General features: G+C 63.2%; 16 protein-coding genes. 9 read left to right on the forward strand and 7 right to left on the reverse strand.

The window, feature by feature from the left end:
- Positions 1–19: 19 nt before the first annotated feature.
- The 3 genes from GS429_RS13455 to GS429_RS13465 all read left to right on the forward strand — a co-directional run bounded on the left by GS429_RS13455 (position 20) and on the right by GS429_RS13465 (position 2092).
- The gene (locus tag GS429_RS13455; RefSeq protein ID WP_160065887.1) at positions 20–538 is read left to right on the forward strand and encodes an Hsp20/alpha crystallin family protein; all 519 of its coding nucleotides are present in this window, start codon (positions 20–22) and stop codon (positions 536–538) included.
- Positions 539–973: 435 nt separating this feature from the next.
- The gene (locus GS429_RS13460) at positions 974–1507 is read left to right on the forward strand and encodes a GNAT family N-acetyltransferase (protein ID WP_328821390.1); all 534 of its coding nucleotides are present in this window, start codon (positions 974–976) and stop codon (positions 1505–1507) included.
- A gap of 60 nt (positions 1508–1567) precedes the next feature.
- Positions 1568–2092 carry a GNAT family N-acetyltransferase gene (locus GS429_RS13465; protein ID WP_160065888.1) on the forward strand — a complete coding sequence of 175 codons (525 nt, stop codon included), beginning with the start codon at positions 1568–1570 and terminating at the stop codon, positions 2090–2092.
- A gap of 51 nt (positions 2093–2143) precedes the next feature.
- Here the strand turns inward: GS429_RS13465 and GS429_RS13470 are convergent, their stop codons facing one another.
- The gene (locus GS429_RS13470) at positions 2144–3442 is read right to left on the reverse strand and encodes an RNB domain-containing ribonuclease (protein ID WP_160065889.1); all 1299 of its coding nucleotides are present in this window, start codon (positions 3440–3442) and stop codon (positions 2144–2146) included.
- 233 nt (positions 3443–3675) lie between these two features.
- On the opposite strand from GS429_RS13470, the gene GS429_RS13475 reads away from it, so the two are divergent.
- Positions 3676–5799, forward strand: coding sequence for a histidine kinase N-terminal 7TM domain-containing protein (locus GS429_RS13475; protein ID WP_160065890.1), 2124 nt, complete (start codon positions 3676–3678; stop codon positions 5797–5799).
- Positions 5800–5960: 161 nt separating this feature from the next.
- On the opposite strand, the gene GS429_RS13480 is transcribed toward GS429_RS13475, so the two are convergent.
- The 3 genes from GS429_RS13480 to GS429_RS13490 all read right to left on the reverse strand — a co-directional run bounded on the left by GS429_RS13480 (position 5961) and on the right by GS429_RS13490 (position 8552).
- Positions 5961–6254: a DUF7562 family protein gene (locus tag GS429_RS13480; protein WP_160065891.1), complete on the reverse strand. Its 294-nt coding sequence runs from the start codon at positions 6252–6254 to the stop codon at positions 5961–5963.
- Positions 6255–6442: 188 nt separating this feature from the next.
- Entirely contained in the window at positions 6443–7861 is a 1419-nt protein-coding gene (locus tag GS429_RS13485; protein ID WP_160065939.1) for a metallophosphoesterase, read from the reverse strand.
- 70 nt (positions 7862–7931) lie between these two features.
- Positions 7932–8552, reverse strand: a complete 621-nt coding sequence (locus tag GS429_RS13490) for a TMEM175 family protein (protein WP_160065892.1) — start codon at positions 8550–8552, stop codon at positions 7932–7934.
- A 170-nt stretch (positions 8553–8722) separates the two neighbouring features.
- On the opposite strand from GS429_RS13490, the gene GS429_RS13495 reads away from it, so the two are divergent.
- Positions 8723–9202, forward strand: a complete 480-nt coding sequence (locus GS429_RS13495) for an RNA-binding protein (protein ID WP_160065893.1) — start codon at positions 8723–8725, stop codon at positions 9200–9202.
- A gap of 83 nt (positions 9203–9285) precedes the next feature.
- Here the strand turns inward: GS429_RS13495 and GS429_RS13500 are convergent, their stop codons facing one another.
- The 3 genes from GS429_RS13500 to GS429_RS13510 all read right to left on the reverse strand — a co-directional run bounded on the left by GS429_RS13500 (position 9286) and on the right by GS429_RS13510 (position 12445).
- On the reverse strand, positions 9286–9948 hold the full coding sequence (locus GS429_RS13500) for a class I SAM-dependent methyltransferase (RefSeq protein ID WP_160065940.1): 663 nt from the start codon (positions 9946–9948) through the stop codon (positions 9286–9288).
- A 167-nt stretch (positions 9949–10115) separates the two neighbouring features.
- Complete coding sequence (locus tag GS429_RS13505; protein ID WP_160065894.1) at positions 10116–10874, reverse strand: DUF1028 domain-containing protein; 759 nt, start codon at positions 10872–10874, stop codon at positions 10116–10118.
- A 47-nt stretch (positions 10875–10921) separates the two neighbouring features.
- Positions 10922–12445, reverse strand: a complete 1524-nt coding sequence (locus GS429_RS13510; protein ID WP_160065895.1) for a S8 family serine peptidase — start codon at positions 12443–12445, stop codon at positions 10922–10924.
- Between the two features lie 188 nt (positions 12446–12633).
- Between GS429_RS13510 and GS429_RS13515 the strand changes: the two genes are divergently transcribed.
- The 4 genes from GS429_RS13515 to GS429_RS13530 all read left to right on the forward strand — a co-directional run bounded on the left by GS429_RS13515 (position 12634) and on the right by GS429_RS13530 (position 15793).
- On the forward strand, positions 12634–12996 hold the full coding sequence (locus GS429_RS13515) for a cell division protein SepF (RefSeq protein ID WP_160065896.1): 363 nt from the start codon (positions 12634–12636) through the stop codon (positions 12994–12996).
- A gap of 194 nt (positions 12997–13190) precedes the next feature.
- Positions 13191–13850 (forward strand): helix-turn-helix domain-containing protein, encoded by a 660-nt coding sequence (locus GS429_RS13520; protein ID WP_160065897.1) that lies wholly within the window; start codon positions 13191–13193, stop codon positions 13848–13850.
- A 166-nt stretch (positions 13851–14016) separates the two neighbouring features.
- A complete protein-coding gene (citZ, locus tag GS429_RS13525) occupies positions 14017–15165 on the forward strand; it encodes a citrate synthase (protein WP_160065898.1) in 1149 nt (382 codons plus the stop codon).
- Positions 15166–15301: 136 nt separating this feature from the next.
- A complete protein-coding gene (locus GS429_RS13530) occupies positions 15302–15793 on the forward strand; it encodes a gamma-glutamylcyclotransferase family protein (RefSeq protein WP_328821391.1) in 492 nt (163 codons plus the stop codon).
- Positions 15794–15937: the final 144 nt, after the last annotated feature.

Here is a 15937-nt window from a genome sequence, read left to right on the forward strand (position 1 = left end):
CTATCTTCCTCGATCATTCATGAGCCCCTTTGACGACATGGACCGCATGTTCCGCGAGATGGACCGCACGTTTGCGCAACTCCGCTCCGCCTGGCTGACCGAGTTCGGCACGCCGCGGGCTGGACCTGCACTCGAGAGCGGTTCCGGTTCCGATTCCGACTTCGATTCCGATCATGATTCCGCTCTCGCCAACGACGTGATGGGCCGACCGATTGCCGGTCACGACACGATCGCCACCCTCGAGGACGAGGGTGACGCGTACGTCTACGTCATGGATCTCCCGGGCTTCGAGAAGACGGATATCGATCTCACGTTCGACGACGGACTGCTGGCGATTCGCGCCCACACGGATGTCGAGAACAGCGTCGACACCCACCGCACCGTTCGATCACGCCGGGTCAGCCGACAGATTCCGCTCCGGAAGGACATCGTCGCCGACGAGATCACGGCGACTTACCACAACGGCGTCCTCGAGGTCCACCTCCCGATCGTCGAGGACGACCAGGAGGATCACCGACACCGAATCGACATCGAGTGAACCCTGTATCGACTTCACCCCGCCGCCGAAGCGGGTGAAGATGGGCTTTCGCCTTGCCCCGCTGTAGGACTCTCGAGCCGCGTAACCGCCTCTGACAGGCCACTGTCGGCTCGTTTTCCATCCCTCGTCGCACACGACGCTACCGTCAGCGGTTGCTCCGTTCGCGATTGCTGGTATCCGCTGACGCGACGACACGTCCCACTCGACTCGTCTCGTCGATCGCATCTCGTCTCCGCGCTTCGGACGGGAAGACGTTCGATAGTCGTGGTCTGTTCAGGACCTGATACTACGATACGTATCACGATCGAACTATATCCGCACTGCTCGGGGTTCGAACCATCGATCTTGAAATATCTGTCTGGAACGTATCAATACCGGTACAACCAATCAACGGCCGGCCGCGACCTTTTGGCCGCTGGTGTGTTACCCGCACTCGTGACTCGAGACGTCCGGCAGGCGACGGTCGACGATGTCTGGGCCGTCCACGAGACGGCGCGCGAGAGTTGGCACGCAGCCTACGACGAGATTCTCGGTCCCGAAACGGTCGACGATATCGTCGACGACTGGTACGCGATCGGAGATATCGAATCGTCGATCACCGACGCGATCGGGCGCGAGGACGTCGCGTTCCTCGTCGCGGAACCGGCAACCACGACCGAACCCGGGGAACTCGAGCGCGAGTGCTGTGGCTTCGCACACGTCGTTCCGTGGCCCGAAAACCCCGCGGTCGGCTACCTCGCGCGACTCTACGTCTCCCCTCCCGCGTGGCGAGAGGGAACCGGGACCGCGCTGCTCGAGGCGCTGACGGCCAGACTCGACGACTCGTTCGACCGGGTTCGACTGGCCGTCCTCACGGACAACGACATCGGCATCTCGTTCGCCGAGTCGACGGGGTTCGAACACGTCGAAACACGAGCGACGGGGCTGGCCGACGGCCTCGAGGAGTACGTTTACGAAAAACCGATCTGACCGACCGGGATTCGCGCTCGAACCGCCAGAGGTTTTGTCCGATACCTCACATGATGGGGCATGGCCCGGACCGTCCGACAGGCAACGCCGGAGGCGGCGACGACCGTTCGCGAGATCGCACGCGAGAGTTGGCACGCGGCCTACGACGGGTTTCTCGGTGCCGAGCGCGTCTCGGTGATCACTGATGACTGGTATTCGGTCGAGGGGCTCGAGGCCTCGATCGCCGACGCGACGGATCGAAACGACGCCACGTTCTCGCTCGCGCTCTCGGAACCGCTGGACAGTCCAGAAGGGAGAACGGTCGAGGGGTTCGCCCACGCCAGCGCCCCGGACGACGACTCGGTCGCCTCTTTGCACCGACTCTACGTCCGGCCGAGCGCGTGGGGCGACGGGGCCGGCACTGCGCTGCTCGAGCGGGTCGAGACCGACCTGCAACCGGCGTGTGATCGACTTCGACTGACCGTCTTCGCGGACAACGAAATCGGGGTCTCGTTCTACGACTCGTCCGGCTTCGAGCGAATCGACATACGGGAGAGGGATCTGGGCGACGGTCTCGAGGAGTACGTTTACGAAAAACCGCTCTGAGAGCCTTCGATCGAAACCCCGTCGTCGTTCGCTTTGCTCAGTTCCCCCCGCTCACAGCGTCTTCTCGGCCTCGTCGTCGTCGACGACTTCGATCCCGCGGTTGTTGACCGCCATCGGGTCGAGACCGACCTCCTGCAGGAAGTTCTTGTACTCGCGTTCGCACTGCTCGGCGTCTTTTTGCTTGTCGCTGGCGCGATCACAGAGTTTGACGAGGTTCTCGGGGACGTCGTTCTGGTAGACGATCCAGTGGTTGATCAGGTCCGAGAGGCGGCGAATGGGGCTTGTGAAGTGGCCGTAAATCTCGAAGTTCAGCGCGTGGTGGCCGCCGAACGGGTCGTCCATGTACTTCGCGCGGGGCATGACCTTCATCACGGCCCACTGGATCTTGTCGAGCTGGCGGGCCGGCGCTTCCTCGAGCGTTGCGTTGACGGCTTTGCGGGGGTCGTCCCACGTGCTGCCGGGGATCGAGACGCCGTCCAAGTCCTGAATCTCCCGGAGGGCTTCGGACCACTCGTCGGGGCTCGGCTGCGGGTGGACCCGGTACATCGCGGAGACGCCGCGATTCCACATGAGTTCGTGTGTGACGGCCTTATTGGCCTTTAGCATGCACTCCTCGATGATGGTGTGGGCGCGGTCCCGTGCGGGGTTCAACACGAGCGAGCCGTCCTCCTTGCGGATCTCGTGCATCCGATCGGCGACCTGGTGGACCAGCTTGTTCTCCTCGTGGAGCGGCGCGTCGGGATCCTCGAGGCGGTTCTCGGCCTGCGAGTAGGTCAGGCGCTCGTCGGATTCGATGACGGACTTGTAGATCTCGATGTTGTCGTAGCTCAGGGTCTCCTTGTCGAGGTGCATCTCGACGGTGTGGGCCAGTCGATCCTCGTTGGGAACCAGCGAACAGACCGTCTCGGCCAGCACCGGCGGGAGCATGTGGATCGTGTAGCCGGGGAGATAGACCGTGTTGGCTCGTTCGACGGCCGAGTCCCACATTGCGGTGTCGGGGTTGACGTAGTGGGTCACGTCGGCGATGTGAACCCAGAGGACGTACTCGTCCTCGCGCTCTTCGATCGAGATCGCGTCGTCGAAGTCCTGGGCGTCGATGGGGTCGGTCGTCCAGGTCGTCAATTCGCGGAGATCCTTCCGATCGTCGATCTCGTCTTGAATCTCGGCCTCGACGCCGTCGGTCCGTTCTTTGGCTTCCTCGAGAACCTCGGGCGGGAAGCCGTCGGGGATCTCGAACTTCTCGAAGAGGTCCTCGCGTTTGTTCTCGAGGTGGCGGGCGAGGTCCTCGCTAATCTCGACGGGACCCTGCCCTTCGGCCGTGCCGGCTTCGGCCTGTGTATCGTCGCTCATAGGGTGGCGTACGGACGAAAGGGTGAAAGTCGTGTCGGGATGGGAACGTCGTCGAAGATTCGGTCGAGCGCCGAAACGGGCGCGGGAACTGATAGTAACGACTGCAACTATTACCACCCTGACCGCACCGTTGCCGTGCGATCAGATGTGCAGTGGCTACTATACCAACTGCGAACCCATCACCCAGCCAGAACCGGTATACGGGTCGAGGGCAATAGACCACTAGTTCGGCTATGTCCTGGCAGTACACTACGCAGATCGTTCCCTACATCGGAGTTCTCCTCCTGGCGATGGTGGTCTCGGCGACGCTGGTCGTCTACACCGTTGTGTGGCGAACAGATGCGCTGGACGACTCGAGCGTCCGCGCGTTCGTCGGTCTGAACGCCGGCTGTGCGATCTGGTCGGGCGCGTACACGCTGCAGTTGCTGAGCGTCGACCTGCTGACGAAGCGGTTCTGGTTGGGCCTCGCTTTCGTCGGCTCTATTCTGGTGGTGGTCTCGCTGTTCGCCTTCGCCGTTGCGTACTCGGACAACGAACGGTGGCTCACCCGTCGAACGCTCCTCGCGGTGACGTTCGTCCCCGTCGTGGGGTTCGTCCTGCACGCGACCCAGTACCGAAATCTGTACGAACAACCACTCGAAACCACGGTTGTCGATGGGCTCGTCGTTCTGGAACGAACGCTCGGACCGGCGGCGGTTGTCACCGTCCTGTTCATGTACGGGCTCGTTGTCGTCGCTGCGGGGTTCTTGCTGAAGACTGTGTACGACTCACAACGCGTCTACCGGGTGCAGTCCATTGCTGTCCTGATCGCGATCCTCGTTCCGTTCGTCCCCAACATCGTGTGGGCGCTCGGCCTGGGTCCGATGGGTAACCTCGATCTGACGCCCGTCGCGTTCACCGTCTCCGGTGTCGTGTTCGCCGTCGCCATCTATCGCCACCACCTGTTGGATATCGCTCCCGTCGCTCGCACTGCAGTCGTCGAAGATATGCACGACGGCTTTCTCGTGATCGACGAAACCAACCGTATCCGTGACGCCAACGCGGCCGTTCGGAGTATGCGGGGGACCGACTCGATCATCGGTCGGGACGTGACCGCGGTATTCCCCGATATCGCTTCGCTCGTCGGCGACGATGCCTCGACGGAGCAGACCGAAATCGTCGTCGACGGCGAGGGCGGCCGCCGACTCTTCGACGTGCAGGTCCAACGACTCTCGACCGCCGACGAGATTCGGCTGCTCCTCCTCCGCGACGTCACCAAGCAACACGCCGTCGAACAGCGGTATCAGTCCTTCATCGAGAACGCGTCCGATCTCATCACGATGGTCGACGAGCGCGGGATCATCCGCTACCAGAGTCCCTCGAGTGCGACCGTGCTGGGATTCGAGTCCGCCGAACTGGAGGGGCAATCCGCGTTCGAACTGGTCCATCCCGACGACCGAGCGGCACTTCTCGAGCAGTTTCGGAGCGGACTCGACGCGGAGGTCGCCGTCGATCGGGCGGAGTACCGCCTCCGAACCGCCGATGGCGAGTGGCGAGACGTCGAGACGATCGGGAGCAACTTGCTCGAGGATCCGTTCGTCGAAGGGATCGTCCTGAACACGCGCGATATCACGGACCGCAAGCAGCGCGAACGCGAAATCCGTCGGTCCAACGACCAACTCGAGCAGTTCGCGGACGTCGTCAGCCACGATCTCCGAAACCCGCTTAACGTCGCACAGGGCTACCTGGAACTGGCCAGCGACGACGTCGACTCCGCGTACCACGACGATATCGAACACGCCCACGACCGGATGGCGGCGATCATCGAGGACGTGTTACGCCTGGCTCGAGAGGGGCAGCCGATCGACGACACCGAGGCGGTCGATCTCACCCGCGCCGTCGACCGTGCGTGGATGAACGTCGATACCGGCGAGGCGACCCGGTCGGTCGCAAGCGAACGACCGATCGACGCCGACGAAGAGCGCCTCGTGCGTCTGCTCGAGAACCTGTTTCGGAATTCCGTGGAGCACGGTTCGACGAGCCAGTCAGATCCCGACGACGCTACGGCGGCGGCCGAACGAGGGATCGATCCCGTCCACGTTCGAGTCGGGACCACTCCTGAGGGGTTCTTCGTCGAAGACGACGGGCCGGGCATTCCGGTCGACAAACGCGAACGAGTCCTCGAGTACGGCGTGACGACGTCGTCGTCCGGAACCGGGTTCGGGCTCGCCATCGTCGACGGGATCGCCGAGGGTCACGGCTGGACGCTCCGAATCACCGAGAGTGCCGACGGGGGTGCTCGGTTCGAGTTCGACACTGAAGGGACGGCAGAAACGCCACCACCGAACCAGGACACGACCGCCGTTGACGAGGCGTGAGAAACGCCCACTACGAGCGTCGTCGATCGTGGATCACGAGCACATCTGTGGTCGTCCCGGTGTGAGACGGACTGCTGTACCGGCGTACCGGTGCGATCCCAGATCGGCCGTGGGTGATGGTCGTACCGGTACCGATTACAGCAGGCCGTCTACATCGGCCGTCAGGACTCTTCCTCGAGCGTGCCGTACCGATCCTCGACGGTTTCCAGATAGCCGGCGAGAAACGCGTCTCGATCGGCCCCACCGGCCTCGCACTCGACGAGGATGTCCTCGAGTTCGTCCCGCGGATGATGACACAGGTCGCCGTGGCAGGATTTACAGAGGTGCTCGAACTCCTTATCGCTGCGATCCCAGCGATCGCCGTGCTTGTCGTATTCGCGGGCCATCGACCGGGTTACTTGGTCGCCACAGGCGAGACAAGTGACCGTCTCAGTGCGGTTCCGGGAAGGCCACATGACTGTGACGACACCGTGCTATTACTTAGCAATTATCTCATTCCTCGTCGGATCCGACTATCACGTTGCCCGATTGGTCGGTTCGACGGATCGTTTCCGCTCGTCTTATACGGATTGCTGTAACGATTCACCGGCGCAACCGCCGCCCGGGTCGCGGTTGCGCCGGGAATGACTTACAGTAAACCGCCTTAGTCCCGTTCGATTCCGTCCGCTCGGGCGCTCCCGTCTCCGTCGGCGGTGACGGACTTCCGTCCGGACCCGGAGTCGGGTTCGGGCGCCGTTTGGGGCACCTCGAGCGGACCGTCGGGATCGATCACCGTCCGTTCCGGGATCGGCTCCGCGGACGGCGGGCGGCGCGCGACCAGTCGCTGAAAGCGGGTGAGATCCCGCGGTTCGTCGGTCTCGATCTCCTCGTACTCGATGACGATACGGTCGCCCTCGGGAAAGATCCTGAAGTAGTTCAGCCGAAACGAGGGTGCGTAGACGCCGGGGAGCCGCGAGAACCACGTTTCGGCGTGCTGGAGCTTCTTCAGCCAGGTTCCGGTGTTGACGACGGCGCGGTCGCCCCACTTCGTCAGCGACGCTCGGTGGGTGTGGCCGTAAACGTAGACGGCGACGTCGGGGTTGGACTCGAAAACGTCTCTGGCCGCGTTCAGGAAGGGCTGGTCGCCCTGTCCGACGCGGACGCCCGAAAGCATGACGCCGAAGCGATCGAGGGTGTGACTCAGGTCGCGTCTGAACAGCCACAGCGGGATCGCCAGCAATAGCAGGACGACGATGATCACGATATTGATCGCGATAATGAGTTCGAGCACGATGTCGGCGATACCCAGCGCGTGGAGCACCGGATTGTCGGTGAACAGCCACGACGGGACGACCCCTGCGACCTCGAGGATCGTTCCCGCCAGGTAGAGCAGCGTGAGGTTGAAAAACAACAGCAGCGGGACGACGATCGCCCGCAGAAACGGGCTCATCTCCCGGTAGAAGTAGTTCGAGAGGAGCCAGCGCGGGAGTTCCTCCATCGGCGCGACCGACTGGATATCGCGCAGCCAGTCGCCTCTGGCGCGTCCGGAGTAGCGGCCCGCGGCGGCGACGATCCGCTGGACGACGAAGTAGCCGACCGGGAGCGCGTCGGGGTTTCCCCAGTCGGACAGCCGGTTGTTCGCGTCGTGTTGTTGGCCGTGTTCGATCCAGAGCAGGGGGCTCCCGTCCGCGCCGTCACCGACATCGACCTCGCGGGTGATCGCGATCACGGGCTCGAGCGTGACGTTGAACTCGGCGAGCCGATCGATGTGGGCTGGGTAACAGGCGAGATCGTAGTCGTGGTTGCCCGGGATGAGGGTGATGTCGATCTCCTCGCCGGTCGCCCGGAGCTGTTCGAACACCCGCGGGTGGTCCTCGATCACGCGCTCGAGTTTCGCCGGCCCCGTCACCTCGGCGTACTCCCACAGCCCGAACGCGTCGCCGTTGATGATCAGTTCGACGTCGCCGCCGCGTTCCTCGAGATCCGCGAGAAATGCGAGCAGTTCCGCCTCGAAGTCGAGCGCCGTGAGCTGCTCGTCGCCGCCCATGTGGAGGTCGCTGATAAAGACGTACTCGCGGGCCATTGGGGGAATCGAGCATCGTACCATGCGCGGTCGGTTAGTGGTTTCCCCGGTCGCGGCCCGTCGAACGCTTTCAGTTTCCGTTCGGAAGGTCCTCCACTCGCTGGTAATACCGGACCCACAGCATCTGCAGCGGGGCGATCACCACCGGGACGAAAAACGCCAGCGTGAGGTTCACGGCGGCGACGCCGATCGAGAGGGCGAAGACGGACGGGGAGATCAGCCCTCGAATCGTGATCAACGACGCGGCTCGAGCACTGATCTCGTCGGTGGTATACCCCGCTCGAGCCGCGTAGGCCCAGACTGCGGTCATGAGCACGCCAACCAGCACGAAGTTGATCGCGTACAGCGTCCAGGCGAACTGCGTTCCGTAGACCCCCATCAGCTCCGTCGGGTAGGGGAGAAACGAGATCGAAAGCAAGAACAGCAGGTTCAGCCACAGCAGGATCCGATCGTGAGCCGCGATGTATCGAAAGAGGTTGTGGTGGATGATCCAGTAGAGGCCGACGACGACGAAACTCAAGAGGTAACTGATCAGCAGCGTCTCCTGGGCGGCCAGCGCGGCCGGAAGTTCGGACGCGGAGACGTCCGGCACTTCGAACTGCAACACCAGTAGCGTGAGCACGATCGCGAACACGCCGTCGCTAAGCGCCTCCATCCGATCCGTATCCGCGCCGCCGAGCGTCCTGACCATACGCGGGCTCTCCACTCGGAACGACGAATACGCTGCCCCGGTTCGCTCGCGTTGAACGATCCCGATGGCGCGGTTGCGAGGGATCGAATTCGGCGGAAACGAAGTCGATGGATCTTCGACGTGCCGTCACGAATCTAATCTGTTAAATGCGTACGGGAGATAGCACGGGTATGCAGGTCAAGTCTCGACACCACCTCCGGAGTGACGCGGTTCGGGAACTCGAGCGCACGCTCGAGGAGCAACTCGGCGTTTCGCCCGACGGCGATACCTACGAGCGCGTCGAATTCGAGAACACCGACTGGGAAGTCATCCTCATCGACGGCGAGCCCCAGGTCGCACACTTCGACGAGGAACCGTTCCTGACGGTTCGCGGCGCGAACGCCTACGAACCCGAGCGGAGACTGGTGACGGTCGACGCCGGCGCGATTTCGTTCGTCAGCGACGGCGCGGACGTGATGCGACCGGGGATCACGGCGGCCACCGACGACATCTCGCCGGACGACCTTGTGGTGATCGCCGAGGAGTCCCACGGGAAGGTCCTCGCCGTCGGCCGCGCTCGCGTCGAGGGCTCGGAGATGGCCGGCGATGAGGGGAAAGTCGTCGACTCGCTGCACCACGTCGGGGACGAACTGTACGAGTTCGCCGGCTGATCGCGTGCGGATTTCGGCGGGTACTGACTCGTTTTCCCGACGATAGCGAGACGGTAGTGGCCGGCTTCGAGCCGAGAGTGCCATTACTCGCTCTTGCTCTTGCTCTCGCTCTGCCCCTCGTCGTCACCCTCGAGTCGGCCGACGAAGAACACCCATCGCTCTTCGTTATCGGCGAACTCGTTGCTCCTCCCCCACTCGTCGGTGATGGTAAACCCCGCATTTCGCAGTTGTTCGTGCGTCGTTTCCGCACCGGCGATGTGCCACTGCATCTCGACGCCGCTATCGAGCCAACTGGGATTCGACCCCTGCCATTCGGTCGTCCCTTCCGACAGGAGAAGTCGCCCGCCCGGACACAGCACGCGTGCGAACTCGTCGATGACCGCTTGGTGGTCCTCGAGGGGAACGTGAATCAGCGAGTGGAGCGCGGTGACGGCATCGCACTCGTTTTCTCGAATCGGGAGCCGGGTCATATCCCCCTGGATGAACGCCGCGTCGGGGGCGTTCTCCGTCGCCAGATTGAGCTGTTCGCGCGAGAAATCGACGCCGACCGCGTCCACGTCGTCCGGGGCCGCTTGCAGGACCGGCGTTCCCTGTCCGCAGCCAGCGTCGAGAATTCGTGCCGGCGTCGTGAGCCGGTCGAGAAACGGAGCCAGTATCCCGGTTTCCGAGCCGTCCTCGGACTGTGCCGCCGCATACGACTCCGCCAGTTCGTCGTACCCCCGACGAATCGTCTCCTTGTCGACCATCCGTTCCGAATACCGGTTCTTCATACAAATACTTTGACGGGTTCAGGATCAGTCGTTTCGGCACCCGAACCGGCGGGAACGGGTAACCGAACTCACATACGAACTCGATCTCGACCTCGAACTCGAACCACGAACGGGGAGCGGAACCTCCCGCAGCGCGGCGGGAACTACTCCGAAACTTCGTCCAGCGAGTCTTCCTCGTAGGCCTCCTCGTATCGCTCGAGCGTGTCCTCGTAGCCCGTGACCGCGAGTTCGTAGGTTCGTCGCAGGTCGGAGATCGGCGTCTCCGTCGCGTCCACCCGAAGGTTGTTGTACGGCGGCGTCACGTCGTACTCCTCGGTCGTCTCGACGATGACGGCCGCGCTCTGTACGGTTAGCCCGTCGCGCTTGTCGCCGCCCTCAAGGTCACCTGCGGCGAGCGCGTCGATCAGCCGCTTTGCGAACGGATCAGGCCCGTCGCCCGTCCGCGGACTGCCGCTGGTGTCGTCGGTCGTCTCGTGAACGGCGTTCGACTCGTAGGTTTCCGCTGTCGTATCGATCACCGATTCGCCGGTCAGGAGGTTTCCGGCGACCGTGTAGTGTTCGTCTCGACGGTGGCCGTACCAGTCGCCGCACTCGTCGCCGGAGAACGCGAAGCTCCCGTCGGCGTCGACGCCGTGAAGCTGGCGCTGGGGCGCGCCCTCGTCGGCGTTGAGCAGGGCCTCGAGCGCGTCCTCGACGGCCAGTCCGTCGTCGACGTACGCGATTCCTCGTCGACCGAGTTCGACGTTGACCAGGCTCTGGGTCGCGACGGCGCAGTTCTCGCTGACGAACGGACAGAGGGTCCCGACGCCGGGCAGTCGGGTCGTCACGGCGACGCCGAAGCGGTCGTGCTCGTCTCCGTCTTCGTTCGTGTATGACTCGCGGGCGCAGATACTGAACGTCATATCGGAGGCACAGAGCCGACCGTAAAAAAACGAGCGCTGCCGGCAGATCAGTACGCGCGCGTGTCGCTCGTCTCGTTGCCAGCCTCGTCGGAGACTACGAGCCGTACTCCGTCGGGTTCAGCGTCCGATCGGAGTTCGTGTTCGCCCGACGCGCTCGAGCCGCCGACGCTCGAGGTTACGCTATCGAGGACGGTTCCGTCGTCGGCGACGAGTTCGCTCGTCACCGACGCGAGGTCGCCGTCTTCGTCGGAGACCGCCCAGTCGACCTCGGCGCGGTTCCACCGACCGGTACTTCTGGTGGAGACGGCGAACTCGTCGATAGCGGGTTCCGACTCGGAGTCGGTCTCGTCGTCATCGTCGTCATCGTCGTCGTCGTCGCTGTCGTCCAAGCCTAGCGCGTCGGCGACGTTCAGCCGACCGGCGCCCTGCTCGTTGTCGTCGAGGCCGATGTCGTCCGCGGCGTCTTTCAACTGCTGGCGGACCTCTTCGCGGTCGGTGGTGCCGGCGGCGATGATCTGTGCGGCGCCGCCGGCGACGTGGGGACTGGCCATCGACGTCCCGGAGAACTCGTCGTAGTCGTCCCGCGGAATCGACGAGAGGGTGTCGACGCCGGGTGCGGCGAGTTCGACCTCGGGACCGGTCGACGAGAAGTCCGCGAGGTCGTCGTTCTCGTCGGTTGCGCTGACCGCGATCACTTCGTCGTAGGCGGCCGGATAGCCGACGCAGTCGGTACACTCGCCGTCGTTGCCGGCCGCCGCGATCATCGTGACGCCCCGTTCGGCGGCGTAGGCGACGGCGTCCGCGACGACGTTGCTCTCGTCGCCACCGAGACTCATGTTCTGGACCTCGTGGCCCTGGTCGGCCGACCACTCGATCCCCGCGGCGATGTCGTCGTACGCTCCCGAACCACAGCAGTCGAGGACCTTTACCGCGTGCAGGGTTGCGTCCGGTGCGACGCCGAGGACGCCCTCGCCGTCGTCGGCCGCGCCCGCGGTTCCGGCGACGTGGGTGCCGTGATCGTTGTCGTCGTCCCACTCCGCGTAACAGGTGTCGATGTCGTTCGGCGAGCAGAAGAACCCGCCGCTGCAGTCGTCCTGGCAGGCCGCGTCCGTCGCAGCCCACCCTTCGCCGAGGTTCGCCTCGAGCGTCTCGTGCTGGGGATCGATTCCGCTGTCGATGATGGCGATGCTGACGCCGTCGCCGGTCGACCCGTCGTCGATGGCGACGTCGGCATCGACCTGTTCGATGCCGTACGGGGTCGTCTGCTCGAGTGCCTGCATTCGAGCGTTTTTCTCAACGTACCGAACGTTCGGGTTGTTTTCGAACGCCTCGAGCGCGGCATCGGGGAACTGGCCGGATACGGCCCGTCCGATCTCCCCGAAGTCAAGTTCGCGTCGGACGGAGTCCGCCGCCTCGCGGACCGTCTCGAGGCCACGGTCGGGTGCGATTCCGACGACGTAGTCGTCGACTTCTCCGGAGCCCGCCGTCGCGTGACCCGCCAGCGCAGTTCCAGCGACACCGGCACCGACGCTTCGCAGAATCGTTCGTCGTGAGATGTTCTCTTCTGTCATGGTAATTCAAACCACATCGAACATCACACGAATTGATATATAAAATTACGCCAATTACTAGTATAACTATGGTTAGTTGGACATAATGTTAGTTTGTGTGTCACTCCGTCTCCGACCGAGGTCACCGTTCGGCGGAAACATTCCGTCTGACGTAAGAACTATACTGGCGGCGACGGTGGGTTACGCCAATGGGACTCATGAGCAAAATTCTCGGCGGGGGCGGTTCCCGGACTGCCGAGGATTACGTCGAACTGGACCTTGACGACGTCTCGGCGAGTTCGGCCGACGCAGCAATGCAGGTACACATTGCCGAAGTCAGCGGCCAGGCCGACGCCATCGACATCAAAGACGCGGTGTACGACGGTGACATCGTCATCGCGGATATCACGCGCCTCCGAACCGAGGACAGCACCGTCGAACACATCGTCGACGAACTCCGACAGGTCGCCAACGAGGTTGACGGCGATATCGTGCGCAAGGGCGAGGATCAGATGATCATCACGCCCACCGGCGTTCGGATCAGCCGCGAGAAACTGGGTCAGCGCGCCTGAACTGCTCCGACAACCGCCGTCTACAGTACGACGAGCGGTGTTGAGACGGCGTCGAGCCGATAGCTTTCGTTCAGCGCGTGGCGGTGCGTTTTTCGGTCGGTCGGAATCCCTTCCAGCGTCGACTCTCGGCGGGTGTTTTCACCGGGTGGGAATTCTGTTGTCGGGTTATTACGACGGGGGTGCAATACATTCGCATGACTGGGTTTCGAGCAACAGTCGTCGTCCGTAATCCCACAGCGTGCCCGATCGCCGAGGTCTCATCGACGACCGACCAGTCGGTTACCTCCGTCACGCGATCGCGAACGTCGACGGACGGGACGGTCGTCGAGGAGTTCGGTGTCGCCGCCGGATCGGCAGTTCCGGATGTGTCCGGCACCAACGCCGAGACCGAATTACTGCCCATCCAGGCGAACGATCACGAAGAGATCTATCGGTTCGAACGTGACGCGGCCGCCGACTGCGCCTGTGAGGTAATCGAGGGAACCGGAACGCCGGTCTCATCGGTCCGAGGCCAGGACGGATCGCTACTCGTGACATTTCGAACCCTCGAGCTGGAGGCGGTCGCCGATATCGTCGACGAGCTCCGGGCCCAGTTCGACGGCGTCCTGGTCGAGGAACTCACGCAGGACCACGAGGAGGAATCGACGGATCCGGTAATCGTCGATCGTTCCAGACTCACGACGCGACAGCGAGAGATCGTCGAGACGGCCCACGAGATGGGGTACTTCGAGTATCCGAAAGGCGCGAATGCGACGGCCGTCGCCGAGGAACTCGGCATCGCCCGGTCGACGTTTACCGAACATTTGGCCGCGGCACAGACGAAACTGTTGGACGCGCTCCTCGAAAAACAATGAACAATAATGCACTCTCCCGGTAATAGCTGACCGCTCGTCGAAATCCGGCCCCGCATTCCGCCGTCAATTGTTCGACCGTCCGCAACGAAACGGAGACATCGTACGTCTTTGGCCGTGACAGCGAACAAACGACAATACTTTTCCAGTGGGGTGCGAAACCTCCACTATGGCTGACGATCTCAAGAAAGGACTGGAGGGAGTCCTTGTTGCAGAGTCCGGACTCAGCTCGATCGACGGTGACGAGGGTCGATTGATCTATCGAGGGTATCCGATCGAAGATCTCGCCCGAGGCGCGAGCTACGAGGAAGTCGTCTATCTCCTCTGGCACGGCGACCTTCCGACCGCGGACGAACTCGAGGAGTTCACCGCCGCGCTCGAGGAGGAACGCGCAGTCTCCGAAGACGTGCTTGCGATGATGGAACGTCTCGCCGCAGCCGACGAACAGCCGATGGCCGCACTCCGGACTGCGGTCTCGATGTTTTCGGCGACCGAGCCCGAAGACGACGCCGAACCCGCGGATCTCGAGGCGACGCTCCGGAAGGGACGCCGGATCACGGCCAAGATTCCCACCGCGCTCGCGGCCTTCGAACGCTACCGGCTCGGAGAGGAGCCGGTCGATCCCCACCCTGACCTGGGACTCGCGGCGAACTTCCTGTACATGCTGACCGGCGAGGAACCGAGCGACATTCACGCCGAAACCTTCGATCAGGCCCTCATCCTGCACGCGGACCACGGCCTGAACGCGTCGACGTTTACGTCGATGGTGATCGGCTCGACGATGGCCGACATCTACAGCGCCGTCACCGGCGGCGTCAGCGCGCTCTCCGGGCCGCTCCACGGCGGCGCGAATCAGGACGTCATGGAGGTCCTCTTCGAGATCGACGAGAGCGACCTCGATCACCGCGAGTGGGTCGAACAGGCCAACGAAGAGGGGCGACGGATCCCCGGCTTCGGCCACCGCGTCTACAACGTCAAGGATCCGCGAGCGAAGATCCTGCAGGAACGCAGCAAGGAACTCGCCGAGAACGGCGAGGACAAGTGGTACAACTACACCACGACGATCGAGCAGTACCTCTCCGAAGACCAGGGGCTCGCCGAGAAGGGGATCGCGCCGAACGTCGACTTCTACTCCGGCTCCGTCTACTACCAGCTCGGTATCCCGATCGACATGTACACCCCGATCTTCGCGATGAGTCGCGCCGGCGGCTGGGTCGGCCACGTCCTCGAGTATCAGGAGGACAACCGCCTCATCCGTCCGCTGTCGCGGTATACGGGTCCAGAGGATCAGGAGTTCGTTCCGCTCGAAGACCGGTAGCGATAGCGATACGCACAGTCCCGTTCCGTCGAAGTGGACCGTTTTGACGATCCCGTTCGCTCGATAGCAGCGTGACCGCTCGAGTCAGTTGTCTGCAAACGATACGAGCAAGCGTCTGGAGACCGAACGCACTCCCGTGCAAGTTTTCGTCTACGGTACGTTGACCGACCCGGAGCAGGTCGCGACGCTCCTCGGCAACGGCTCGGGAGAGTACGAATTCGTCGGTTCGGCGACGCTCGAGGGATTCCACCGCGCTGACGGCGAGTATCCGACGCTTCTCCCAGGCGGACGCGTCGAGGGACGACTGCTCGACGTCGACGAGCAGGCACTCGAGCGACTTGACCGGTACGAAGGCGTCGACCGCGGGCTCTACGTCCGGGTTGCAGTACCGCGATCGGACGGCTGCGGAGACAGAGACAGAGACGGAGACGGAGACGGAGACGGAGACGGAGACAAAAGTGGAAACAGAGATCGAGATGGAAGCAGAGAACCGGTCCGGATCTACGTCGGCGATCCGGCACGACTCGGCGTCGATGCCGACGTCCCGTGGACCGACGGCCGGTCGCTTCGCGGGGCCGTTCAGCAGTACGTCGAGAGCGGCAATATCGTGATAAACCGTCACGAATGACGGCCGTCTGCCGACTGTCTGACAGCGGCTTCAACCCGCTCCAGTACGGCGATTTCACTTCCACTCCGGAGGCATGAACTTTATATGGTCTGCGGCCTCTTCTTCACTCGCACGTCACACGCCGTGCATTCCCTGTATACCCTG

Source organism: Natronorubrum halalkaliphilum (genome assembly GCF_009834785.1).
In the GTDB taxonomy this organism is placed as follows: domain Archaea; phylum Halobacteriota; class Halobacteria; order Halobacteriales; family Natrialbaceae; genus Natronorubrum; species Natronorubrum halalkaliphilum.

What these genes read in the sequence shown, in the direction of transcription:
- GS429_RS13455 (WP_160065887.1), top strand. Translation starts at nt 20, where the DNA reads ATGAGCCCCTTTGACGACATGGACCGCATGTTCCGCGAGATGGACCGC.
- GS429_RS13465 (WP_160065888.1), top strand. Translation starts at nt 1,568, where the DNA reads ATGGCCCGGACCGTCCGACAGGCAACGCCGGAGGCGGCGACGACCGTT.
- GS429_RS13470 (WP_160065889.1), bottom strand. Translation starts at nt 3,442, where the DNA reads ATGAGCGACGATACACAGGCCGAAGCCGGCACGGCCGAAGGGCAGGGT.
- GS429_RS13475 (WP_160065890.1), top strand. Translation starts at nt 3,676, where the DNA reads ATGTCCTGGCAGTACACTACGCAGATCGTTCCCTACATCGGAGTTCTC.
- GS429_RS13480 (WP_160065891.1), bottom strand. Translation starts at nt 6,254, where the DNA reads ATGTGGCCTTCCCGGAACCGCACTGAGACGGTCACTTGTCTCGCCTGT.
- GS429_RS13485 (WP_160065939.1), bottom strand. Translation starts at nt 7,861, where the DNA reads ATGGCCCGCGAGTACGTCTTTATCAGCGACCTCCACATGGGCGGCGAC.
- GS429_RS13490 (WP_160065892.1), bottom strand. Translation starts at nt 8,552, where the DNA reads ATGGTCAGGACGCTCGGCGGCGCGGATACGGATCGGATGGAGGCGCTT.
- GS429_RS13495 (WP_160065893.1), top strand. Translation starts at nt 8,723, where the DNA reads ATGCAGGTCAAGTCTCGACACCACCTCCGGAGTGACGCGGTTCGGGAA.
- GS429_RS13500 (WP_160065940.1), bottom strand. Translation starts at nt 9,948, where the DNA reads ATGGTCGACAAGGAGACGATTCGTCGGGGGTACGACGAACTGGCGGAG.
- GS429_RS13505 (WP_160065894.1), bottom strand. Translation starts at nt 10,874, where the DNA reads ATGACGTTCAGTATCTGCGCCCGCGAGTCATACACGAACGAAGACGGA.
- GS429_RS13510 (WP_160065895.1), bottom strand. Translation starts at nt 12,445, where the DNA reads ATGACAGAAGAGAACATCTCACGACGAACGATTCTGCGAAGCGTCGGT.
- GS429_RS13515 (WP_160065896.1), top strand. Translation starts at nt 12,634, where the DNA reads ATGGGACTCATGAGCAAAATTCTCGGCGGGGGCGGTTCCCGGACTGCC.
- GS429_RS13520 (WP_160065897.1), top strand. Translation starts at nt 13,191, where the DNA reads ATGACTGGGTTTCGAGCAACAGTCGTCGTCCGTAATCCCACAGCGTGC.
- citZ (WP_160065898.1), top strand. Translation starts at nt 14,017, where the DNA reads ATGGCTGACGATCTCAAGAAAGGACTGGAGGGAGTCCTTGTTGCAGAG.